Consider the following 22,097-nt stretch of genomic DNA (forward strand, 5'->3'; position numbering starts at 1 on the left):
CATCCCCGCCAAGGTCGCAGGCGTGCAGCGCATCGCGATGGTTACGCCGACCCCGAATGGCGAGATCAACCCGCTGGTGCTGGCCGCCGCGCAGATTGCGGGGATCGAGGAAATCTGGCGTGTTGGCGGAGCGCAGGCCGTCGCCGCACTCGCCTATGGCACGGACCGGATCGCGCCGGTCGATGTCATCACCGGCCCCGGCAATGCCTGGGTCGCCGAAGCCAAGCGGCAGTTGTACGGCGTGGTCGGCATCGACATGGTCGCAGGCCCATCGGAAATCCTGGTCGTCGCCGACGCCAAGAACGACCCCGACTGGATCGCCGCCGACCTGCTCAGCCAGTCCGAACATGACCCGACCAGCCAGTCGATCCTCTTCACCGACGATGCGGCCTTTGCCGATGCCGTCGAACAGGCCGTACAGCGCCGCCTCCCGCTACTCTCGACGCAGGCCGTCGCGACCACCAGTTGGGAAGCCAATGGCGCGATCATCGTCGTGCGCGATTTCGAAGAGGCGATGCCGCTGGTCAATCGGCTGGCTGCCGAACATCTCGAACTGGCGGTGGACGATCCCGACGCGCTGTTCGCCAAGGTACGTCACGCAGGCTCGGTGTTCCTTGGCCGCATGACGCCCGAAGCGGTCGGCGATTATGTCGCCGGGCCGAACCATGTCCTGCCCACCGGCCGCCGTGCGCGCTTCTCGTCAGGCCTGTCCGTGCTGGACTTCATGAAGCGCACCAGTTTCCTGAGCCTCGATGCCGCCGCGATCGGCGCGATCGGCCCGGCGGCGGTTGCGCTGGCGGAAGCGGAAGGCTTGCCCGCCCATGCCGCATCCGTGGCGTTGCGCCTGAAGTAACACAGGCGTAGGGGCCATCCGATGAACGAACGATCCAAATCCCGCTCCGCCGCGCGCCTTGCCGCGGTCCAGGCGCTCTACCAGCTCGAAATGGAGGGCACGCCGCTCCATATCCTGTTGCATGAATTTCACACCCATCGCCTCGGCGCGACGATCGAGGATGTGACCTATGCCCCGGCCGAACAGTCGTTTTTCGACGATGTCGTGTCCGGTGTGGACAAGCGTCGCGACGAGATCGACGCACTGATCGCCGCCCGCCTGTCGAGCGGCTGGAGCCTTGACCGGCTCGACAAGCCCATGCGCCAGATATTGCGCGCAGGCACCTATGAACTGCTCGCCCGCGCCGATGTCGGCACCGGCACGGTCATCAGCGAATATGTCGATGTCGCCCACGCCTTTTACGACAAGCGCGAATCGGGCTTCGTCAACGGCCTGCTTGACGGCGTGGCCAAGGATGTGCGGGCGTAAGCACCGCCCTCCGTTCGTTTCGAGCGAAGTCGAGAAACCTGCGCGCGGCGTTTCTCGACGTAGTTTATCCAGAGCGCCTGCCGCAGGCGGGCAGTCGAAGGGCTTGAAACGAACGGAGGAAAGCATTTCGGATTGGTGGTGAGAAGGTTAGACTCCCGCCATGTCCGCCGAATCCCGCTTCCTCACCCTGCTGCGCCTATTGGCGAATGATCCCGCCGCGCAAGGGTTGATGGATGATGTCGCGATCCTGCCGGTTGGCGACACCCGCCTGATCCTGACCAGCGACACGATGGTCGAGGGCGTCCATTATCTCCCCACCGATCCGCCCGCCGATATCGGCTGGAAACTCGCCGCCGTGAACCTGTCCGACCTGGCGGCGAAGGGCGCGCGGCCTATCGGGTGCCTGCTCAACTATGCACTGTCGGGCGACGAAGCCTGGGACGCAGCCTTCATCGCGGGGCTGGGCGAAGCGCTCGATCGCCATGCCATGCCGCTGCTCGGCGGCGATACCGTCGCCATGCCGCTCGCCAGCGCGCGCAGCTACAGCCTCACCGCCATCGGGGAGGCGACCGGCCCCGTCCCTACCCGCAACGGCGCACAGCCGGGCGACATCCTTTACGTCACCGGTCCGATCGGCGACGCGGGCATTGGCCTCGACCTCGCCCGTGCCGATCCGGCCGCGTCCGGCCCGCTGGTCGATGCCTATCGCCGCCCGCGCCCTCGCCTGGCCGAAGGCGCGCTGCTCGCCCCGCACGCCAGCGCCATGATGGACCTGTCGGACGGGCTGTTGATCGATGCGCAGCGCATGGCACAGGCCAGCGGCGTCGCGATCATCATCGACCATATCCCCCTTTCCCCGGCGCTGGAAAAGGCGCGCGGGGCCAGCACCGCCGTCCAGATCGCCGCCGCGCGCGCGGGTGATGATTATGAACTGCTTTTCACGATGCCGCGTGGGCTGGCTCCCCCGGTGCGCGCCATTCCCGTCGGTCGTGTCAGCGCGGGCGCGGGCCTGACCCTGATGATCGACGGCGCCATCGTGCCGCTGCCCGACCGGCTCGGCTGGGAACATGGATAGGCTGAGAGTATCCGTTCGTTTCGAGCCCTTCGAGTGCCCGCCTGCGGCAGGCGCTCTGGATAAACTATGTCGAGAAACGCCCCGCAATCGTTTCTCGACTGCGCTCGAAACGAACGGATGAGGTTGGTGAGGTTTCTGCGCCAACCCGCTTGACGCACGCCCTCCACCCTGTAGCTTCGCCTCACCCTATTCTCAGCCCGTCTGGACCGCTTATGTGCGTGTGCCCACTGCTGATCGACGCGGTGATCGATGCCGGACCCAACCCGCCCGGCCGCCCGCCCCTGCGCCTTTCGTTCGCCCGTCATTCCCTGCGGAGCGGCCGATGACAGCCATAACAGGGGGAGAGGAACAAGCATGCAGATCGTCTATATCGCCATAGGGTGTGGCCTGTTGGCCATCCTCTATGGCCTGTTCACCAGCCGACAGGTGCTAAGTGCGCCTGCGGGCAACGCCACTATGCAGGAGATTGCGGGCGCGATTCAGGAGGGGGCGAGAGCCTATCTCGGCCGCCAATATACGACCATCGCCATCGTCGGCGTGGTCGTGGCCACGCTGGTCCTGCTCTTTCTGGGCATCACATCCGCCATCGCCTTCCTGATCGGCGCGATCCTGTCGGGGGCAGCGGGTTTCATCGGCATGAACATCTCCGTCCGCGCCAATGTCCGCACCGCCGAAGCCTGTCGTGGCACGTTGCAAAGCGGGCTGACGGTAGCCTTCCGCGCGGGCGCGATCACCGGCATGCTGGTGGCGGGCCTGGCTTTGCTCGCGATCAGCGTCTTCTTCTGGTATCTGACCGGACCGTCGGGCTACGCGCCTGATGACCGGCTGGTCATCGACAGCCTCGTCGCGCTGGCCTTCGGTGCCTCACTCATCTCCATCTTCGCGCGGTTGGGCGGCGGCATCTTTACCAAGGCGGCTGATGTCGGCGCGGACCTGGTGGGTAAGGTCGAAGCCGGCATCCCCGAAGACGACCCCCGCAACCCCGCCGTGATCGCCGATAATGTCGGCGACAATGTCGGCGATTGTGCAGGGATGGCCGCCGACCTGTTCGAAACCTATGTCGTCACCATCGGCGCGACCATGGTGCTGACCGCGCTGCTCGTCACCGGCCTCGACAATGCAGTGCTGCTCAACCTGATGGCATTGCCGCTGATCGTTGGCGGCGTGTGCATCATCACCTCGATCATCGGCACCTATATGGTGCGCCTGGGCTCCAGCCAGTCGATCATGGGCGCGCTCTACAAGGGCTTCTGGACCACCGCTCTGCTCTCCATTCCGGCCATCTATTATGTCACTTGGCGTACGCTGGGCGACATGAATGCGGTGTTCGGCGCGGATTTGGATGGCGTTGGCGGCTATACCGGCATGGCGCTGTTCTGGTCGATGATGGTGGGCCTGGCCGTCACCGGGCTGTTGGTGGTCATCACCGAATATTATACCGGCACCAATTACCGCCCGGTCCGCTCCATCGCCAAGGCGTCGGAAACCGGCCATGGCACCAACGTCATTCAGGGTCTGGCGATCAGCCTGGAATCGACCGCCCTGCCGACGCTGGTGATCGTCATCGGCATCATCGTGGCGCATCAACTGGCTGGCCTGATCGGGATCGCCTTCGCCGCCACCGCCATGCTGGCGCTTGCGGGCATGGTCGTGGCATTGGACGCTTATGGTCCGGTGACCGACAATGCGGGCGGCATCGCCGAAATGGCGCATCTCGACGATAGCGTCCGGGTCAAGACCGACGCATTGGACGCGGTGGGCAACACGACCAAGGCGGTGACGAAGGGCTATGCCATCGGCTCTGCGGGCCTCGCCGCGCTCGTGCTGTTCGGAGCCTATACCGAGGATTTGAAATATTATAACAGCGCGCTTGGCCTGACCGCGCCGGTCGATTTCAGCCTGTCCAACCCCTATGTCATCGTCGGCCTTCTGCTCGGCGCGCTGCTGCCGTATCTGTTCGGGGCGATGGGGATGACTGCAGTGGGCCGCGCGGCGGGCGACGTGGTCAAGGATGTCCGCGCGCAATTTGCCGAGAATAAGGGCATCATGGATGGCACCAGCAAGCCCGACTATGCCCGCACCGTCGATCTGGTGACGAAGGCCGCGATCAAGGAAATGATCGTCCCCAGCCTCTTGCCGGTGCTGGCGCCGATCGTGGTCTATTTCGCCATATCGGCGGTGGCGGGCGTGTCCAACGGTTTTGCGGCGCTCGGTGCCCTGCTGCTGGGCGTCATCGTCTCCGGACTCTTCGTGGCGCTGTCGATGACATCGGGTGGCGGCGCATGGGACAATGCGAAGAAATATATCGAGGATGGCCATCATGGCGGCAAGGGCAGCGAAGCCCATAAGGCGGCCGTAACCGGCGACACGGTGGGCGATCCCTACAAGGATACCGCCGGGCCAGCGGTCAACCCGATGATCAAGATCACCAACATCGTCGCGCTGCTGCTGCTCGCGGCGCTGGCGCATGGGGCGTAGTTGAAGGATGGCCCGCCCGGCGCGATCCGGGCGGGCTGTTTCCCTTATGGATATTCCGGCGGCCATTGCCGCGCCGTGTGGATCAGGACGAGTATCCACACCGTTTCGTCCATAACTTCGTAGATGATGCGGTAGCTGCGATGCGGGGTCAGTTCGCGCGTGCCCGCAACCTTCCCCACATGACCAAGCATGGGAAAGTCCGCAAGCTGGGCAACGGCTTGGCTGAATAGGCCATCCAATCTCACCGCAGCAGGCGGGTCACGCACAGCAAGATAGTCAAAGATCGCCGCGCGGTCCCGCTCCGCCTCCGACGTCCAGACGATATTCACGCCTGATCGAGCAACCGCGACCGGCGGGCGACAAAGTCAGCATCGACAGCCTCATTCGAGCGCCCCTCCCCCTCCTGCGCCGAAGCGCGGGCCTTATCGACCTTGCGCTGCAGAAAGTCGCTATGGTCACGCTGCGCCTGCTGCTGCTGGATAAAGTCTCGCATCAACTCGCGAACAACCTGAGAGGCTGGCCGATGGCTGGCCTCGGCTTCGGCCATGAACGCGGCGCGCAAATCGGCTTCCAGCTTCATGGTGAATATCGCGGATTTCGACATGCTATCCTCCCGGCAGGTACTAACGATATATATACCCAACAAACCATGGCGACAATCGGCATGTCGTCTATCGTTCGAGCGAAGGCTGGAATCGCGCCATTCTTCATGCCAGAAGCCTTGTCCGATACAGGGGCTTAGCGACGCACATGACCAACCGGCTTTACTATGGCGACAATCTGGACGTGTTGCGCGCCCACATTCCCGACGGACGAAAGCGTCGATCTCATCTATCTCGACCCGCCGTTCAATTCCAATGCGGGCTATAATGTCCTGTTCAAATCGGCGAGCGGCGCGGGTGCCGACGCCAGCATAGAGGCGTTCGACGATACCTGGACCTGGGGCGAATCCAGCCAGAATGCGCTGATGGACATTGCCAGCGGCACCAACCGCCCGCTGACCGTGATGATGAACGCGATGCACAGTGCCATCGGTGAAAATCCGCTGATGGCCTATCTGGCGATGATGGCGGTGCGGCTGGTGGAACGATCGGAGCGATTGACTTTTCAGCGATAAAAATGCTGCATAATAGCTATGTATCTGTTGTTCGTAGATGAGAGCGGCACTCCGCCAAAGCCTGATAGCTTTGGGCAAAATTACTTTGTTATCGCAGGTTTGGTTGTTCCTGAAGATCGTTGGGTTGGCCTGAATGACAAACTTTCCGGACTCAAGCGCGCATCAGCCTACTTCGGAGAGGTGAAATGGCGATATTTCGCTCCAAATAACAATGACCGAGATAACCCAATGGCAGATTGGGACGTCGAAAGGCGCAATGCGTTCAGAAATGCCGTTTTTGCGATCATAACGGAAATCAAATCCTGCAAGATAATCGCCTGCGTGAGCGAGGCCCCAACCGCCTATGGTATTGGCCCCGTGAAATCTCAAAGCGACCTCTATTTCCGGACCTACAAGCCCGTTACGGAGAGATTTCAGTATCTTTTACAGGATATTACGCGGACCAGCGGGCGAGATAGTTATGGACTTATCGTCGCCGACCATCGTGGACGAGGTGACGACGAACAAATGCGTCAGCAACATGAACGGCTGGTACGAGAGTCTGGGCAACATACGTCTAATTATGCCAATTTCATTGAAGGCCTGTTTTTCTCGCCCAGTCACATGAGCGTCGGAATTCAACTTGTTGATATGATTGCAGGCGCAATTTGGCGCGCACAAAGTCACAATGATCGAACATGGTATGACAGAATCCGCCCATCGTTCCGTGCATCGCCAACTGGAACAATTGACGGTTATGGAATCGCCCGTTTTCCAAAGGCGGGGTGGCGTGGAACGATATTAGATTAGACGCCGGGTGAGGCCATGGCCCCAACGTGCTAGTTGACGCACTCCCGGCTCAACAAATATATATATTGGGCGAGAGCATGTCAATTTCCTCCGTCCATTGTCCAAGTTTCAGCAATGGATATGCTGGCAAGTCGTTGGTTTTCCGCGCGAAAAGAAGGGCGGGGACAAGGGCGTCGATGGCTGGTTCAACTATCTGGCGGGCAAAGAAGGGGCTGGGGGCGGCAAGATCGAAACCGGCGTCATTTCGATCAAGGCGGGCGACAATGTGAACCCCAATATGGTCCGCGACCTTGGCCGCGTGATGGAGCGCGACAAGCACCGCTTCGGCCTGTTCGTCATGAAGGGGATGCCGACCAAGGGGATGCGCGACGAAGCCGCGTCCCAGCCGGTCATCGAAACCGAATTTGGCCGCTTCCCCGCGCTGCAATTCGTCACGCTCGCTGAACTGTTCCAAGGGCTGAAACCCAAATTGCCGCCGCTCATCAGCCCGGTGAAAAAAGCGTCGCGCGTCGAAACCCGCAAATCGCACCAGCCCGGTGCGCAAGGCGGCCTGTTCGGCTGAACCAATTTCGGCTATAGAATGTTATCCCTTTAACGTTCCGTCCGGTCACGCCAGCGCCTGTTTTAACCCTTTGTTCAGAACCCAGGCCCACTCTGGCGCATCGGTCGGCCAAGGGGGGTGGCCAGACCACGCCGGATTTCCCCGCCATGCCCGAAGCGGCAAGGCATACTATGATAACCGGATACCGTGAAATGCCCTGTGCCATACCTATCGATGAACCCGCCCGGATAGCGGCGCTGCGCCGCTATGGGATTTTGGACACCCCGGCCGAAGGCGCCTTCGACAAGGTGACCGATCTGGTGCGGACCTTGTTCGATGTGCCCATTTCGGCCGTGTCGCTGATCGACACCGAACGCCAATGGTTCAAGTCGATCACTGGCCTCGACATATCCGAAACCGCGCGCAGCATGGCCTTTTGCGACCATGCCATCCGCCAGGACGAACCGCTCGTCATCACTGATGCGCAGGCCGATCCGCGCTTTTGCGACAATCCGCTGGTGACCGGAGAGCCAGGCATCCGCAGCTATGCCGGGGTGCAATTGCGTACGCCCGACGGCCATAATCTGGGGTCGCTCTGCGCCATCGACACCCGCCCCCGCACCTTTTCGCCCGAACAGATGGAAGTGCTCAAAGGCCTTGCCCCCATAGTCGTGGAGCAGATGGAATTGCGGCTGCTGGCCGAGCGCGATCATCTGAGCGGAGCGCTGACCCGGCGCGCCTTCATCGCCGAACTCGACAAGCGGATCGCGCTCTTCACCCGCCACCGCCGCCCGGCCGCGCTGGTCCTGCTCGACATCGACCATTTCAAGCAGATCAACGACCGCCATGGCCATCCGGCGGGCGACCGCGTGATCGAAGCGGTCGCGGCACTCTGCAAAGGCCTGTCCCGTCCCAGCGATGCGTTCGGCCGGATCGGCGGCGAGGAATTCGGCCTGTTGCTGCCCGAAGCGCAGGAGGCCGATGCGCTGGCGGTCGCCAATCGGATACGGTCAGCGATCGAGCGGTTCGAGATCACCAACAATCCGCCGCTGCATGTCACGGCCAGCTTCGGCGTCGCGACGATCGGGGCGGGCCGCATGTCGAGCGAAGCGTGGCTGTCGGCGGCCGACGCTGCGCTCTACCAGGCCAAGCGCGCGGGGCGTAACCGGGCCGTGCTGGCCCCGATCGAGGCCGTCCGCGCCGCCTGATCCGCATGGGGTGACGCGACCATAATGGACGGAAATCCGGCCTGATCCCGGCCCACAATTTTGCGCCATATCGGACCAGCACCATAATGGTCCAGGGTCCGCTTGGCGCGGATCGCCCCTGCATCCACCCCGTCTCCCTCATCATGGGGGGAGGGCAGGGATGCGGCTCAGCTGGCCGGAAATTCGCACGAACGCAGCCCATTTCGCCGCCGAATGGCAGGGCAAGGGCTATGAAAAGGGCCAGACCCACAGCTTCTACGACGAATTTTTCGGCATTTTCGGCGTGCCGCGCAAGCAGGTCGCCGTCTACGAACAGCGGGTCAAATCGCTCGATCCCGCGCGGTCCGGCGGCTTCATCGACCTGTTCTGGCCCGGCACGCTGATCGTCGAACAGAAAAGCGCGGGCCGCAACCTCGACCGCGCCATGGCCCAGGCGCTCGATTATTATGACTGGCTGCCCGACGTGCAGCGGCCCCGGCACATGATGGTGTGCGATTTCCAGCGTTTCGAACTGGTGGACCTGGAAACCCGCCGCGAATGGCGCTTTCCGCTCACCGATCTCAAACGCCATGTCGAAGCCTTCGGCTTCATCATCGGCGTCCAGCCGCGCCTCTTCCGCAACCAGTCGCCGGTCAATCGTCAGGCGTCGGAACTGATGGGCCGCCTGCACAATGCGCTCGCCGCTGACGGCTATGTCGGCCATGATCTGGAACGGCTGCTCGTCCGCCTGCTCTTCATCCTCTTTGCCGACGATACCGGCATTTTCGAGCGCAAGGACCAGTTCCTCACCTTCCTCGAACGGCGCACCCGCGCCGATGGCCGCGACCTTGGCCGCTGGCTCGGCGAACTGTTCCAGACGCTCGACACCCCGCCCGACCGGCGCCAGCAGAGCCTCGACGCCGATCTCGCCGACTTTCCTTACATCAACGGCGAACTGTTCCGCGAGCGCATCGCCATGCCCAGTTTCGACGCCGCGATGCGCACGATGCTGCTCGACGCCAGCCTGTTCAACTGGGGCGATGTGTCGCCCGCGATATTCGGGTCGCTGTTCGAAAGCGTCATCGATAAGGTCACCCGGCGCAAACAGGGGGCGCATTACACGCCTGAGCAGGCGATCCTCAAGGTCATCGAACCGTTGTTCCTGGACGATCTGCGCGCCGACTTCGCCCGTGCCAGCGCGCTCAAATCCGGCCGCGAGCGCGCCTTGCGCGCGCTGCATCAGCGGCTGGGGACGATGGCTTTCCTTGATCCGGCCTGTGGCGCGGGCAATTTCCTGGTCGTTGCCTATCGTGAGCTGCGCGAACTGGAACGCGACATATTGCGCGAATTGCTGACCATCGACGGCCGGGTCGAACTGGTGATGGATGTCGCGGCGCTCTCGAAACTGGATGTCGATCATTTCTTCGGCATCGAAATCGACGAATTTCCCGCCATGATCGCGCAGGTCGCGTTGTGGATGACCGACCATATCGCCAACACCCGCCTGGCCGAGGATTTCGGCCAGCATTATGCCCGCATCCCGCTAGTGAAGGCACCCGGCATCCACCATGGCGACGCACTGGAACTGGACTGGAATCAGGTCATTCCGGCGCAGGGCTGCACCTTCGTCTTCGGCAACCCGCCCTTCGTCGGCGCGAAATATCAGAGCGAGGCGCAGCGGTCGCAGGTCCGCCGCCTCGCCGCCCTACCCGGCAGCGGCGGCACGCTGGACTATGTCGCCGCCTGGTTCCTCAAGGCCGCCCGCTATGTCGCGGGCGGCGACGCGCGCATTGCCTTCGTATCGACCAATTCGATCGTGCAGGGCGAACAAGTGGCCCAGCTCTGGCCGCTGATCTTCCGCGCAGGCCTGGAAATCGCCTTCGCCCATCGCACCTTCGTCTGGCCCGGCCGCGCGGCGGTCCATTGCGTCATCATTGGCCTCGCCCAGCGCCGCGACGAACCCGCGCAAAAGCGGCTGTTCAGCTATGCCGACGCCAAGGGCGAACCGACCGAAACCCGCCATGGCGCGCTGACCGCCTATCTGTTCGATGCCCGCGACGCCGACCGCCATCTGGTGGTGCGGGAGGAAAGCCGACCGATCAACGGCGCGCCGCGCATTGTCATCGGGTCCAAGCCGATTGATGGCGGCTATCTGATCTTCGACGCCGACGCGCGGGCAAAGCTGCTGGCGCAGGAGCCCGACGCCGCACCCTTTTTGCGCCCCTATGTCGGCGCGCAGGAGTATCTCAATGGCGGCGAACGGTGGATATTGGCGCTGCAGGATGCCGCCCCGGCGGATATTCGCCAGCTTCCCACCGTCCGGCAAAGGCTGCGCCAGGTGACAGCCTATCGCCGCGGCGAGATCGCGGCGCTAGGCAAAGCGGAAGAAAGCATGAAGACGCCCGGCCAGTCGTCGCTGGCACTGGCCGATACGCCATCGGCGTTTCACGTCACGGTCATCCCGACCCTGCCCTTCCTCGCCATCCCCGAAGTCAGTTCGGAACGGCGCAACTATATCCCGATCGGCTGGCTGGAACCGCCAACCATTCCCAGCAATCTCATCCGCATCCTGCCCGGCGCAACCCTCTGGCATTTCGCTATACTGACCAGCCATATGCACATGGCCTGGATGCGCCAAATCGGTGGCAGGCTGGAAAGCCGCTATCGCTATTCGATCGGTCTGGTTTACAACAATTTTCCCTGGCCCGATGCCACCCCGGTCCAGCACGCGAAGATCGAAACCCTCGCCCAAGCCGTCCTCGACGCCCGCGCCCTGCCCCGCAATGCGACATCGACCCTGGCCGATCTCTACGACCCCGACACCATGCCCGCGCAATTACGCAAAGCGCATCATGACCTCGATCTCGCAATCGACCGACTCTATCGCAAGACCGCGTTCGGGTCCGACCGCGAACGGGTGGAATATCTCTTCACCCTCTACCAGCGGCTAATCGACCCGCTCCACAATGTAAAAAACCGCCGCATAATCCGCCAGCCACTGTCGCTTTAAGTCGCCAAGCCATGGCATCGGGGTTGTATGGCTTGATCATGCTATCCGTGCTCGTTCCCCATCCCGTAGCGACTGGCCAGCGGTTTCCGGCATGAAACGCAGCGCGATCAGTCCCACGACACAGGCCAGCATCATGTAGAAAGCGGGCATGAGTTCGTTGCCGGTGAGGCCAATGAGGCTGCTGCCGATGGCGGGTGCCGTGCCCCCGAAAATAGACGTCGCGACATTATAGGCGATGGCGAAGCCCGCAAAGCGGACGGACGTTGGAAACAAGGCGGGGAAGGTGGCTGAGATCGTTGCGAGTTGCGGCACATAGAGCAGGCCCAGCAGGGCAAAGCCGACCACCGCGCCGACGAAACCCGTCGCCATCAGCAGATAGGCGGGCACCACCAGCAGGAACAGGCCGATGAGCGAGAAGCGCCACAGCGGCTTGCGGCCGACCCGGTCGGACAGCGCCCCGGCGAAGGGCATCAGGACCATCATGAACATCATGCCGATGATCGGCACGATCAACGCTTCATTGGCGGACAAGCCCAACCGACGCTGCAGATAGGTCGGCATGTAGCTCAAGAGCGTATAGTTGACGATGTTGAGCGCGGTGACCAGCCCGCCCATCACCAGCAAGGTGCGCCAATGGCCCGTTACCAGCGCGCCGAGCGTCGGCGAGGCAGTCTTGGCCCCTTGCGCGGCCTGTTCGGCCTCCAGAAAGACCGGCGTGTCCTCCATCTTCGAACGCAGATACATGCCGACCAGACCCATGGGACCAGCCACCATGAAGGGGACGCGCCAGCCCCAATCATACATGGCGGCGTCGCCCAGCATCAGCGAGAAGCCAAGCATCAGCAGCGCACCCAGCGAGAAGCCCGCCAATGTCCCGAATTCTAGGAAACTGCCGCAAAAGCCGCGTTTGTCGTCGGGCGCATATTCGGCCATGAAGGTCGCAGCACCGCCATATTCGCCGCCGGTGGAAAATCCCTGCACCATCCGCAACAGGATCAGCAGCGTCGGTGCCCAGAAACCGATCGTCGCATAATCGGGGATCAGGCCGACGCACACCGTCGCACCCGACATCATCAATATGGTGAGCGCCAATACGGACTTGCGCCCCATTCGGTCGCCCAGCGGCCCCCAGAACAGGCCGCCAAGTGGGCGCACCAGGAAGGAAATGGCGAAGGTCGCCAGCGCGAACAGCACCGCTTCCTCCGTATTGCCGGGAAACAGCGCGGCGGAGATATAGGTCACGCCATAGGCATAGATGCCATAGTCGAACCATTCGGTCGCATTGCCCATGGCGGACGCACCGATCGCCCGGCGCAAGGTGGTCCGATCGACGGCGGGTTGGAGCGGGGTCGTAGAATGGGGCGCGGGCATGGATCTATCCTGAAAGGGGGAGCGGCGATCAGTCGGCCGGTTCGCCTGCGTCGGGCGCACTCTGTTCCGGGGCATGGGGATCGAGCATCGCGGCCACGGGCGTGGTGCGGGGCAGGATCTGATAGCTTTGCTGGTCGTCGCCCGGAACTGGCAGGGACGATGCCTGACGCCAGAGGCCAAAGACCAGCGTGCCACCCGCAACGGCGGCGATGAAGAGGAACAGCCCGCTCGCACCGAACAGCGTCATCGCCGCCGCCGCGCCGGTCGGCCCCAATGCCGCGCCGATCGAATAGAGCAGCACCAGCGCACCGCTGGCGGCGACGCGGGCGGCCGGGTCCAGCCGGTCATTGGTATGGGCGACGCAAAGCGGATAGAGCGCGAAGCTGAGGCCACCGAACAGACCGCCGAGCGTCAGCAACGGCAGGCCCATGCCGTCGACCATGGTCAGCGCAAGGCAGACGGCCATGGTCGCGCCGAAGCTGGTGACGATGACCCGGCGGCGATCGAACCGATCCGACAGCCGCCCCAACGGCCATTGCAGCGCGACCCCGCCCAATATGACGATACTCATGAAACTGGCGGTCTGGGACAGGTCCAGCCCCAGCCGCCGGACATGCACGGCGGCGAGGCCGTAGAAAGCGCCCAGCATCAGCCCGGTGGTCATTGCGCCGACGAAGCCCAGCGGCGACGAAGTGTAGAGCTGCCGCATCGTACAGGGGGCATTCTGCCCCGGTAGTGGCGCGGCGATGCGGGTGAGGACGACCGGGATGACGGCCAGCGAAATGAGGATGGAAGCGATCAGGAAAGGAATGGACGGGGTGCGCCCGAAATTGAGCAGAAATTGCCCCAGCGCCTGCCCCGAATAGAGGGCGATCATATAGCCCGCTAAAATGCTACCCCGCGTGTCCGGTTCGGCGCGCTCGTTCAGCCAGCTTTCCAGGCATATGAACACGCCCGCGACGCACAGCCCGTCGATGAACCGCAACGATGCCCAGAACAGCACATTCTGGAACAGCGCATAAGCCAGCGTGCTGGCCGACAGCAGCGACACGAACGCGGCAAAGGCGCGGATATGTCCGACTCGCTGTACGACAGGCGCAGCGCGCAACGCGCCGACGGTCAGCCCGGCGAAATAGGCCGTCGCCACCGCGCCGATCATCAGCGTGCCACTGCCCCCCCGTTCCAGCCGCAGGCTGATCAGGGTGGACAGAAAGCCGCTGCCCGCCATCAGCATGAAGATGGCGGCCAACAGGCTGCGAACCGGAAGTATCGATGACAGCATGAAGAGAAGGGCGGCTTAGGCCGCCTGACGCCCTTCGCCCTGATCGGCTACATCCTCGATCAGCCGCTGGTGCAGGACACGCACGGCCGTATCGAAATTCGCGCAATCGATGATGAACTGTATGTCCACGTTGCGGATCTGATGCTGCATCGCGATCATGTCGATATTCGCCTGTGCCAGTGCGTCGAGCGCATCGGGCACCAGTCCTGGCCGCGATATGTCGCTGCCGATCACCGATACCATGGCCACGGGCTGCGCGGAGATGGCGGCATCGGGATAGAGCGATTGCAGGTCGGCCATGATCCGCTTCACCGTCGCCGCGTCGATCGACAGATAGTGGGTGATGGTATTGGCGTTGGAGGATTTGCTGACGATCCAAGCGCCATGGCGGGTCAGCGCATCGAGGATCGCGGCATCATAGCCCTTCTCCCCGACCATATCCTGCTCGAAGAACTGGAGCGCCTGCATCGATCGCACACCGGTGATGATTTCGACGCGTGGCGTGTCGGACACATAATCGCCGCAGATCAGCGTCCCTTCATCTTCGCGATCGAACGTGTTGCGGACGCGTAGCGGAATGCTGGTCTGGCGCAGGCCACGGCCCGCGCGGGGATGGATCGCCTCCATACCCAGATTGGCGAGTTGATCGGCCACGTCATAATTGGTGCGGCCGATCTTGCGCGCGGCGGCCTCCCCGACCAGGCGGGGGTCAGCGCTCGACAGGTGAAATTCCTTGTGAATGATCGCTTCGCGCGCATGGGTCAGCACGGCGATCCGCGAGAAGGTCATTTCCGAATAGCCCCGCGCATAGCACCGCACCATGCCTTCGCGGCATCCGGCATAGCCCGTGACGATCGGCATCGTATCGCGCAGGTCGATGGGCGCCAGCGCCTCCACGATCCGTTCGTCCAGGCTGCGCAAATCATCCTGGTCCCACAGCGTCAGATCGACGAACGCCGCATTGATCCCGCGATCGCGCAGCAACAGCGCAGTGCTGTGCGCGCTATGCGCCTCGCCGAGTCCGGCCAGCAATTCGCGCACCGTCAACAGTTGTTCCTTGACGCAGAAGCGGCCATGACTGCGCAATCGGCCGAGATCCGCAAGGCAATCCTGCACCGCCGCGATCCGCAGATCGACAAAGGCATTGGCCTCCTCCAGGCTGGCGGTGCGCGCGAACATCTCGCCATTGCGATCGTGCATCGCCTCGCGCACCTTGGCCATCGCCTCCAGCCAGCCGTCCGCGCCATCATCGGCGATGAAGCGGCCATAGACGCCCGGTACGCCGGATTTCTTATGCTCCAGCAACAGGTCGGTCATGCCCGCATAAGCGGATACGACGAAGATGCGGTTGTAAAGATCATCACCGCTGCGGCCTGCGATCAGGACATTGTCGAACAGGCTGGCCGTGGCCGCCATCGATGTGCCGCCGATTTTCTCGACGCTATGCAGGCCGCTCATGCCATCACCTCCGCAACCAGATCGCCATGACAGACACTGATCGCTTCCGCCTCTCGTGCCGCGATGAAGGACGGGCGCGGCGTCGCGGGGCCGAAGGGCGCGACCAGCTGATTGGACATGGCATTATAGACCATGAAGGCGTTGGCGCGGGGAAAGGGCGTGATATTGCCATTCGACCCGTGCATCAGATTGCAATCGAACAGGATGACCGTTCCCGGCTTGCCTGTCGGCGCAACGATACCATGCTTATGCGCAAGGTCGGCCAGGCTGTCCTCGTCGGGGACGCCATATTCCTGCTTCTTGAGCGACATCTTATAATGGTCGTCGGGCGTTTCACCCACGCAGGTCAAAAAGCTGCGGTGCGATCCGGGGATCAGCATCAACGGGCCGTTATGCGGCGTATTATCCGCCAGCAGAACCGACATGGACAGGGCGCGCATGCGCGGCATCCCGTCTTCCACATGCCAGGTCTCGAAATCCGAATGCCAGTAGAATTCCTTGCCCTGGAACCCCGGCTTGTAGTTCAGGCGGGACTGGTGAAGATAGACTTCGTCATTCAACAGGAAGCGGGCCACGTCGGCGAGCCGTGCGTCGGCCGCCAGCCGGTGCATGACGCGGCTCTGGCTGTGAATTTCGAAGATCGAGCGGATTTCGCCGCCACCCGGTTCGGTGATCACGGTGTCGCCATCCAGCGCATCGGGATCGGCCAGCAGGGAACCAGCCTCCTGTTGCAGGAAGGCGACTTCCTGCGCGGAGAAGATATTCTCCAGCACCAGATAGCCGTCGCGCTCGAACTGCGCGGCCTGCGCTTTCGAGAGCGGTGCCGCCTCGCTCCAGTCGCTATGGACGACCGGATCGAGACGGGGCAGGAATTGCGGTTCCGCCATTTGGCGGGATGGGTAGATGTCTGTCATGGGACTCCCCCTTTCTTTATGATTTCAAGACGTCAGTTCGGCCGTGCGGACCATGTCGGCCTCTGCGGGATAGGCGCCATTCTCATCATGCACTTCGCGGCCGGTAACCGGCGGGTTGAAGACGCAGACGGTCAGGATGTCCGTTTCGGGGCGCACGATATGGCGATCATGATCGTTGAGCGCATACATGGTGCCTGCGGCCAACGGGTGGGTTTCCCCCGTGCCCAGATCCTCGATCGTGCCCTTGCCCTTGAGCACCAGCACGGCTTCGAGATGATTTTGATAATGCATCTTCAACTCTTTGCCGGCGTACATGGTGGTGACATGGTATGAGAAACCCATGCCGTCATCCTTGAGCAGCAGGCGGGCGCTTTCCCAGCCATCGGATTTGACGTTATGGTCGGACTTGCGAATGTCGGTCAGTTTACGGACGATCATGCGATATCTCCTTATTCCGCCGCCACGCCAAAGGAGGCGGCAAGCGTCTCGCGCACGCTGGTTTCCAGTATGTCGAGACCGGCCGAAAGGACGGCGTCGTCGATGATGAGCGGGGCGAGCACCTTGACGATTTCGTCATGGGGGCCGCTCGTTTCGATGATGAGGCCGCGCGCGAAGCAGGCGGCGGTAATGACGGACGCAATCTCGCCCGACCCGACGTCGATGCCGCGCATCATGCCGCGCCCGCGCGTCGTCAGCCCATGTTCGCGGGCCATCTTGTCGAGGCGGCTTTCCAGCAGCGCGCCGCGACGGCGCACATCGGCGGCGAAGCTGTCATTGCTCCAGAAATGGCGCAGGGCGGCCGTTGCCGTGACGAAGGCATGGTTGTTGCCGCGGAAGGTGCCATTATGCTCCCCCGGCGACCATTGGTCGAGTTCGGCGCGGAACAGCGTAAGCGCGAAGGGCAGGCCCATGCCCGACAGCGATTTGGCCAGCGTGACGATGTCGGGCGTGAAACCCATATCCTCGAAGCTGAAAAAGCCACCGGTGCGGCCGCAGCCGGCTTGAATATCATCGACGATCAACAAGGCACCATGCCGCTTGGCGATTGCGGCAATCTTGCGCAGCCAAGCCGGCGACGCAGCGTTGAGGCCGCCTTCGCCCTGTACGGTTTCCACCAGGATGGCAGCGGGTGCATCCAGGCCGCTGGACGGGTCGGAAAGCCGCTGTTCCAGAAGGTCGGCGGTATCGACATCGGGGCCGTGATACCCGTCATAGGGCTCGTGGCTGACATGGCTGAGCGGCACGCCTGCACCACCGCGCTTGGCGGCATTGCCGGTGCAGGCGAGCGCGCCCAACGTCATGCCGTGGAAGCCGTTGGTGAAGGCGATCACCATTTCGCGGCCGGTAATCTTGCGCGCCAGTTTGATCGCGGCTTCCACCGCATTGGTGCCGGTCGGTCCCGTGAACATCGCGCGATAATTCAGCTTGCGCGGCTGGAGGATCACCTCCTCGAAAGCTTCCAGAAAGGCCGCCTTGGCATCGGTATGCAGGTCCAGGCCATGGGTGATGCCGTCGGCCATGATATAGTCGAGCAGCGCCTGCTTGAGGATCGGATGGTTATGCCCGTAATTCAGCGTCGAGCAGCCCGATAGAAAATCGAGATAACGCCCCCCCTGATTGTCGTGCATCCACACATTCTCGGCGCGGTGAAACTGGCGCGGCATCGACCGGGCATAGCTGCGGACGATCGATTCCCGGCGCTCGTAAATGCCGGTATCGGGAATGATCTGGGTCGGTTTGGGGGTCATTGTCATGGGGGGAAAGTCTCCGAATATCTATGGGCTGGCTTAGGAAGAAAGGGCGAAGGGGCCGATCGTCGCTTGCCACTCGGTTTCATGCGCGCCGGCGAAATGAGCGTCGCGCTCGAACAGCGGGGCTTTGGTCAACTCAGCGCCTAGACGCCGGGCGATCCCATCGAACAGCGCCCAGGAGGCGGCATTGTCCGGGGTCACCGTGGTGATCAGGTGCGTGACGCCAATGGCCGATGGGCGGTCCAGCAAGGCGGCGATCATGCGCTGCGCCAGCTTTTCGCCGCGAGCCTCCGCAGCGACGGCGACCTGCCATATGAAGAAGCGACCGGGGTCGGCGGGTAGGCGATAGCCCGATACCCAGCCGACGATCTGGCCGTCGCGTTCGGCGACGATGCAGCTATCGGCGAAATGCGTGCATTGCAGCAGGTTGCAATAGGCCGAATTGCCATCGAGTGGCGGGCAGGCGGCGATCAGCGCGGTGATGGCAGGGCCGTCCTGCGCCACCGGCATACGGAAATTCATAACTCGTCCAGTCTCATTCTCAGGGCGCGCAAAATTCCGTGGCGACAGGACCGTCGCATCGGTTTCACGATCAAATATGATTAGCCTCCCAAAGTATTTAACTATCTGGGCGAATCCCTTCGCCTCTGTTGCTGCGGCGCAATATATACATATGAACGCGAAATTTTCAACCCTTTGGCCGCAATGACTTCTCTGTCCGCCGTTTCGGCCTTGCATTATCCTTCATTATATAAAGGAAAATGACATTGGCATGGCACTGCGCAAACGGATAGCTATCAGCCATGGAATCCGACCTTTCGAACCCCACTCTCCAGGCGCTTCGCCGCATTCTGCGCGCGACCGAAATCGGCAGTCGCAAGCTGGCGACGACCACAGGGCTGACCCCCTCCCAGATGCTGGTCTTGCGCGAAATTGAGGGGCGCGATCAGGCGACGCCGAGCGCCATTGCGTCCGCTTTGAAATTCAGTCAGGCGACGATCACCAATGTCGTCGATCGGCTCGTGCTATCGGGCTTGGTAACGCGCGAACGCAGCGATCGCGACAAGCGCCAGATCATGCTCCATGCAACGGCGGCGGGACGGGATGCACTGGCCTGCGCGCCCGACTTGTTGCAGTCCCAATTCACTGACCGCTTCGCGTCGCTCGCCGCCTGGGAACAGGCGATGATCCTCGCCTCGCTGGAGAAATTGAGCGTCATTCTGGGCGCGCAGGACATGGATGTCGCGCCACTGCTAGATAGTGGTGCTATCGATCGGTCAGAGCCGGTTGCGATCTAGGCCAATAAGCCTGTTCGAATAGTCCGATGCAGCCAGAAGGCGGAACCGGATTATTTACCCGGCGCGCGATAGGGGATGAAGTCGCCTAGCGCGCAGGCGCCACTGGTCATCCCGGTCTGTAGGTTGGCGGTCGTGGTCATGTCGCCGCGGCACAGTTGCGAGCCGAAGCTGCGCACGATCAAGGTGTCGCCATAGACGAGGCCACTGCAGCTACCGATCAATTCATTCTTGTAGATCAGCCGATTGCTCACTCGATACAGCAGCACATTGTTGCTGATGACGGTCAGATTAGTCCGTGGCTCGCGGTTGATGCAGCCTTGTTTTTCACCGGCCACCTTGCCTTCCAAAGCCTTCTCCAACTTGGCCGCCTGCTTTTGCGTCAGCGGTGTGGGCGTATAGCTGCCGGTGCAGCCCGCCAACAGGAGCGGTATCATCCCTATCCATGCGCGCATCGCGACTCTCCCTTGTCGATCTTTACCCTCACGACGGCACCATAGCGCAAAAACCGTCAGGCCGCGTCCTTTGCCGCGCGGCGTTCGGCCAATTGCGCGACGTCGCGCGCGCGCATGAAGATATTGGTCGCGCGCTCCAGCCCGATCGTCGTCGGCACCGTCGCTTCGCCCCGCGCCCGCAGCGCTTCGACGGCTGCAACCCGCTCGACCAGCGCCACATTGTCCGGCTCCACCGTCAGCGCGAACCGCCCGTTGGAGAGCGTATATTCATGCGCGCAATAGACAGCCGTATCCTCCGGCAAGTCCGCGAGACGTTGCATATTGGCGAACATCTGCGCCGCCGTCCCCTCGAACAATCGGCCGCAGCCCATGGCGAACAGCGTATCGCCAACGAACGCCATGCGATCGTCGGCCAGATAATAGGCGATATGCCCCGCCGTATGGGCCGGGACCGCCATCACGGTCGCGACATGATCACCGATACGCACGCTATCGCCTTCACCGACCAGATGATCGAGCGTCGCGATCTTCTCCGCCTCGGCCGCGGGTCCAGTGATGATGCAGCCGGTCGCCGCCTTGATCGCCGCATTGCCGCCGACATGGTCGCCATGCCAATGGGTGTTCCAGATCTGGCCGATGGTCCATCCCCGCGCAGCAGCCGCCTTCAGCACCGGCTCGGCCACGGCCGGGTCGATCACGACCGTCTCTTGGCTCCTGGGGTCATGGAGCAGCCAGACATAATTATCGGACAGCACGGGGATGCGGACCACCTCCAGCATCGGGCTTACCATTGCCCGACATTGGGCATCGACACCCAAGGTTCGGCCGGGTCGAGACGCCCATCCTGCAGCAATTCGACCGAAATGCCATCGGGCGTGCGGACGAAGGCCATATGCCCGTCCCGCGGTGGGCGGTTGATGGTCACGCCCGCATCCAGGAAGCGCTGACACGTCTCGTAGATATTCTCGACCTGATAGGCGATATGGCCGAAATTGCGCCCGCCATCATAGATTTCGCCAGGGCTGCCATCCTCCGGCGGCCAGTTATAGGTCAGTTCGACCTGCGCATCTTCATCCCCCGGCGCGGCGAGATAGACGAGCGTGAAGCGCCCCTGTTCGCTGTCGAACCGCTTGACCTCTTTCAATCCCAGCAGGTCGAAAAAGGCGATCGTCTTTTCGACGTCACGGACACGGATCATGCTATGCAGGAATTTGGGCAAGTCTTTCTCCATTCGTCGCCATAAAGCAACGGTTCATCTGGGGGAGGGCAAGGATGCTCCCAAGATAAGGTCGCGCATCCACGCAGGGAAGAGGCAAGCATATGACATGGGACATGCGGGACAAGATAATGTTGGGCAGCGCCGCGCTGCTGGCGTTGGGGGTCGTTGGCGGCGGCTATCTTCTGGGAGACGGATTGCGGCGCGCCAAGGCGGCGGATCGCTCGGTCACGGTACGCGGCCTGGCGGAAAAGGATGTGACGGCGGACCTCGCCACCTGGTCGATCAGCTATTCGGCCACTGGATTCGACTTGCCCACCGTGCGCGCGGAAATCGACAATAATACCAAGGAATTGCAGGCCTATTTCACGGACCTCGGCTTCAAGCCTGCCGAACTGACCCCGACCGGCGCCGGGGTGAACCAATATCTCAACAATGGCGTCAACAATATCACCGTGACGCAGCGGATGTTGTTGCGCACGACCGACATCGCCCGCGCTCAGCGCGCCGTCGCGCAGCAGTTCGATCTGGTTCGGCGCGGCGTCACGCTGCAGGAAGGGTCGGGCATGCGCTACAGCTTCACCAAGCTGAACGACGTCAAGCCGCAAATGGTGGCCGCCGCGACCAAAGATGCCCGCGCCGCCGCCGAACAATTCGCCAAAGATGCCGGTTCCGGCGTCGGCGGCATCAAGAGCGCCACGCAAGGCTATTTCTCGATCGACGCGCGCGATGGCGAAGGCGGCGACGGGTCGAGCGACACGCCCTATAAGAAAGTACGCGTCGTTACGACCGTCGACTTCTACCTGAAATAGCGGACCTTAGTCGCGGCGGTCGTCG

Annotated in this window: 23 protein-coding genes; 11 read left to right on the forward strand and 12 right to left on the reverse strand. The window is 62.5% G+C overall.

Translation table 11 applies throughout. The annotated features are described in order from the left end of the window. The 4 genes from hisD to IL54_RS00260 form a co-directional block, all read left to right on the forward strand. Positions 1-853 (forward strand): histidinol dehydrogenase (hisD, locus tag IL54_RS00245; protein WP_037472478.1); only part of this gene is annotated, 853 nt, incomplete at its 5' end. A 21-nt stretch (positions 854-874) separates the two neighbouring features. Next, positions 875-1,321: a transcription antitermination factor NusB gene (gene nusB, locus IL54_RS00250; RefSeq protein ID WP_037472088.1), complete on the forward strand. Its 447-nt coding sequence runs from the start codon at positions 875-877 to the stop codon at positions 1,319-1,321. Between the two features lie 160 nt (positions 1,322-1,481). Then, positions 1,482-2,396, forward strand: coding sequence for a thiamine-phosphate kinase (gene thiL, locus IL54_RS00255; protein ID WP_037472090.1), 915 nt, complete (start codon positions 1,482-1,484; stop codon positions 2,394-2,396). Positions 2,397-2,750: 354 nt separating this feature from the next. Then, positions 2,751-4,874: a sodium-translocating pyrophosphatase gene (locus IL54_RS00260; protein ID WP_037472092.1), complete on the forward strand. Its 2,124-nt coding sequence runs from the start codon at positions 2,751-2,753 to the stop codon at positions 4,872-4,874. Between the two features lie 44 nt (positions 4,875-4,918). On the opposite strand, the gene IL54_RS00265 is transcribed toward IL54_RS00260, so the two are convergent. After that, positions 4,919-5,203 carry a type II toxin-antitoxin system RelE/ParE family toxin gene (locus tag IL54_RS00265; protein ID WP_037472094.1) on the reverse strand — a complete coding sequence of 95 codons (285 nt, stop codon included), beginning with the start codon at positions 5,201-5,203 and terminating at the stop codon, positions 4,919-4,921. Beyond that, a complete protein-coding gene (locus tag IL54_RS00270; protein ID WP_037472095.1) occupies positions 5,200-5,478 on the reverse strand; it encodes a hypothetical protein in 279 nt (92 codons plus the stop codon). Before IL54_RS00270 ends, IL54_RS00265 begins: the two co-directional genes overlap by 4 nt. Positions 5,479-5,643: 165 nt before the next feature. Here IL54_RS00270 and IL54_RS00275 point away from each other — a divergent pair, with 165 nt between their 5' ends. The 5 genes from IL54_RS00275 to IL54_RS00290 all read left to right on the forward strand — a co-directional run bounded on the left by IL54_RS00275 (position 5,644) and on the right by IL54_RS00290 (position 11,518). Further along, positions 5,644-5,991 (forward strand): hypothetical protein, encoded by a 348-nt coding sequence (locus IL54_RS00275; RefSeq protein WP_037472097.1) that lies wholly within the window; start codon positions 5,644-5,646, stop codon positions 5,989-5,991. An 18-nt stretch (positions 5,992-6,009) separates the two neighbouring features. Continuing rightward, positions 6,010-6,780 (forward strand): DUF3800 domain-containing protein, encoded by a 771-nt coding sequence (locus IL54_RS22460; protein WP_076605431.1) that lies wholly within the window; start codon positions 6,010-6,012, stop codon positions 6,778-6,780. Positions 6,781-6,877: 97 nt separating this feature from the next. Beyond that, the gene (locus tag IL54_RS00280; RefSeq protein ID WP_037472099.1) at positions 6,878-7,342 is read left to right on the forward strand and encodes a restriction endonuclease; all 465 of its coding nucleotides are present in this window, start codon (positions 6,878-6,880) and stop codon (positions 7,340-7,342) included. Positions 7,343-7,533: 191 nt separating this feature from the next. After that, on the forward strand, positions 7,534-8,529 hold the full coding sequence (locus IL54_RS00285; protein WP_037472480.1) for a sensor domain-containing diguanylate cyclase: 996 nt from the start codon (positions 7,534-7,536) through the stop codon (positions 8,527-8,529). A gap of 160 nt (positions 8,530-8,689) precedes the next feature. Further along, on the forward strand, positions 8,690-11,518 hold the full coding sequence (locus IL54_RS00290; RefSeq protein WP_037472101.1) for a class I SAM-dependent DNA methyltransferase: 2,829 nt from the start codon (positions 8,690-8,692) through the stop codon (positions 11,516-11,518). Between the two features lie 36 nt (positions 11,519-11,554). Here IL54_RS00290 and IL54_RS00295 read toward each other — a convergent pair whose 3' ends face one another. From IL54_RS00295 to ectA, 7 genes are read right to left on the reverse strand one after another with little or no spacing between them, the layout of a single operon-like run. Further along, positions 11,555-12,889: an MFS transporter gene (locus IL54_RS00295; protein WP_052027492.1), complete on the reverse strand. Its 1,335-nt coding sequence runs from the start codon at positions 12,887-12,889 to the stop codon at positions 11,555-11,557. A 28-nt stretch (positions 12,890-12,917) separates the two neighbouring features. Further along, positions 12,918-14,171 carry an MFS transporter gene (locus IL54_RS00300; RefSeq protein WP_037472103.1) on the reverse strand — a complete coding sequence of 418 codons (1,254 nt, stop codon included), beginning with the start codon at positions 14,169-14,171 and terminating at the stop codon, positions 12,918-12,920. A 15-nt stretch (positions 14,172-14,186) separates the two neighbouring features. Next, a complete protein-coding gene (locus tag IL54_RS00305) occupies positions 14,187-15,629 on the reverse strand; it encodes an aspartate kinase (protein WP_037472105.1) in 1,443 nt (480 codons plus the stop codon). Next, entirely contained in the window at positions 15,626-16,543 is a 918-nt protein-coding gene (gene thpD / locus IL54_RS00310) for an ectoine hydroxylase (protein WP_037472107.1), read from the reverse strand. Before thpD ends, IL54_RS00305 begins: the two co-directional genes overlap by 4 nt. A 24-nt stretch (positions 16,544-16,567) precedes the next feature. After that, entirely contained in the window at positions 16,568-16,981 is a 414-nt protein-coding gene (locus IL54_RS00315; protein ID WP_037472109.1) for an ectoine synthase, read from the reverse strand. Positions 16,982-16,992: 11 nt separating this feature from the next. Beyond that, the gene (gene ectB, locus IL54_RS00320; protein WP_037472111.1) at positions 16,993-18,297 is read right to left on the reverse strand and encodes a diaminobutyrate--2-oxoglutarate transaminase; all 1,305 of its coding nucleotides are present in this window, start codon (positions 18,295-18,297) and stop codon (positions 16,993-16,995) included. 33 nt (positions 18,298-18,330) lie between these two features. Further along, positions 18,331-18,816, reverse strand: coding sequence for a diaminobutyrate acetyltransferase (ectA, locus tag IL54_RS00325; protein ID WP_052027493.1), 486 nt, complete (start codon positions 18,814-18,816; stop codon positions 18,331-18,333). 281 nt (positions 18,817-19,097) lie between these two features. Here ectA and IL54_RS00330 point away from each other — a divergent pair, with 281 nt between their 5' ends. Beyond that, complete coding sequence (locus IL54_RS00330; protein ID WP_037472113.1) at positions 19,098-19,592, forward strand: MarR family winged helix-turn-helix transcriptional regulator; 495 nt, start codon at positions 19,098-19,100, stop codon at positions 19,590-19,592. A gap of 50 nt (positions 19,593-19,642) precedes the next feature. Here IL54_RS00330 and IL54_RS00335 read toward each other — a convergent pair whose 3' ends face one another. The 3 genes from IL54_RS00335 to IL54_RS00345 are packed head-to-tail and all read right to left on the reverse strand — an operon-like array spanning position 19,643 to position 21,263. Then, positions 19,643-20,044: a hypothetical protein gene (locus IL54_RS00335; protein WP_037472115.1), complete on the reverse strand. Its 402-nt coding sequence runs from the start codon at positions 20,042-20,044 to the stop codon at positions 19,643-19,645. 56 nt (positions 20,045-20,100) lie between these two features. Beyond that, positions 20,101-20,823, reverse strand: coding sequence for a hydroxyacylglutathione hydrolase (gene gloB, locus IL54_RS00340; RefSeq protein ID WP_037472117.1), 723 nt, complete (start codon positions 20,821-20,823; stop codon positions 20,101-20,103). 5 nt (positions 20,824-20,828) lie between these two features. After that, the gene (locus IL54_RS00345) at positions 20,829-21,263 is read right to left on the reverse strand and encodes a VOC family protein (RefSeq protein ID WP_037472485.1); all 435 of its coding nucleotides are present in this window, start codon (positions 21,261-21,263) and stop codon (positions 20,829-20,831) included. 101 nt (positions 21,264-21,364) lie between these two features. On the opposite strand from IL54_RS00345, the gene IL54_RS00350 reads away from it, so the two are divergent. Further along, a complete protein-coding gene (locus IL54_RS00350) occupies positions 21,365-22,072 on the forward strand; it encodes an SIMPL domain-containing protein (protein WP_037472119.1) in 708 nt (235 codons plus the stop codon). Positions 22,073-22,097: the final 25 nt, after the last annotated feature.

This window comes from Sphingobium sp. ba1 (assembly GCF_000743655.1).
Classification (GTDB): Bacteria; Pseudomonadota; Alphaproteobacteria; order Sphingomonadales; family Sphingomonadaceae; genus Sphingobium.

Bases quoted from the DNA above. Each gene is read 5' to 3' on its own strand.
- nusB (WP_037472088.1), top strand. From the start codon at position 875: ATGAACGAACGATCCAAATCCCGCTCCGCCGCGCGCCTTGCCGCGGTC.
- thiL (WP_037472090.1), top strand. From the start codon at position 1,482: ATGTCCGCCGAATCCCGCTTCCTCACCCTGCTGCGCCTATTGGCGAAT.
- IL54_RS00260 (WP_037472092.1), top strand. From the start codon at position 2,751: ATGCAGATCGTCTATATCGCCATAGGGTGTGGCCTGTTGGCCATCCTC.
- IL54_RS00270 (WP_037472095.1), bottom strand. From the start codon at position 5,478: ATGTCGAAATCCGCGATATTCACCATGAAGCTGGAAGCCGATTTGCGC.
- IL54_RS00275 (WP_037472097.1), top strand. From the start codon at position 5,644: ATGGCGACAATCTGGACGTGTTGCGCGCCCACATTCCCGACGGACGAA.
- IL54_RS22460 (WP_076605431.1), top strand. From the start codon at position 6,010: ATGTATCTGTTGTTCGTAGATGAGAGCGGCACTCCGCCAAAGCCTGAT.
- IL54_RS00285 (WP_037472480.1), top strand. From the start codon at position 7,534: ATGCCCTGTGCCATACCTATCGATGAACCCGCCCGGATAGCGGCGCTG.
- IL54_RS00290 (WP_037472101.1), top strand. From the start codon at position 8,690: ATGCGGCTCAGCTGGCCGGAAATTCGCACGAACGCAGCCCATTTCGCC.
- IL54_RS00295 (WP_052027492.1), bottom strand. From the start codon at position 12,889: ATGCCCGCGCCCCATTCTACGACCCCGCTCCAACCCGCCGTCGATCGG.
- IL54_RS00300 (WP_037472103.1), bottom strand. From the start codon at position 14,171: ATGCTGTCATCGATACTTCCGGTTCGCAGCCTGTTGGCCGCCATCTTC.
- IL54_RS00305 (WP_037472105.1), bottom strand. From the start codon at position 15,629: ATGAGCGGCCTGCATAGCGTCGAGAAAATCGGCGGCACATCGATGGCG.
- thpD (WP_037472107.1), bottom strand. From the start codon at position 16,543: ATGACAGACATCTACCCATCCCGCCAAATGGCGGAACCGCAATTCCTG.
- IL54_RS00315 (WP_037472109.1), bottom strand. From the start codon at position 16,981: ATGATCGTCCGTAAACTGACCGACATTCGCAAGTCCGACCATAACGTC.
- ectB (WP_037472111.1), bottom strand. From the start codon at position 18,297: ATGACAATGACCCCCAAACCGACCCAGATCATTCCCGATACCGGCATT.
- ectA (WP_052027493.1), bottom strand. From the start codon at position 18,816: ATGAATTTCCGTATGCCGGTGGCGCAGGACGGCCCTGCCATCACCGCG.
- IL54_RS00330 (WP_037472113.1), top strand. From the start codon at position 19,098: ATGGAATCCGACCTTTCGAACCCCACTCTCCAGGCGCTTCGCCGCATT.
- IL54_RS00335 (WP_037472115.1), bottom strand. From the start codon at position 20,044: ATGCGCGCATGGATAGGGATGATACCGCTCCTGTTGGCGGGCTGCACC.
- gloB (WP_037472117.1), bottom strand. From the start codon at position 20,823: ATGCTGGAGGTGGTCCGCATCCCCGTGCTGTCCGATAATTATGTCTGG.
- IL54_RS00350 (WP_037472119.1), top strand. From the start codon at position 21,365: ATGACATGGGACATGCGGGACAAGATAATGTTGGGCAGCGCCGCGCTG.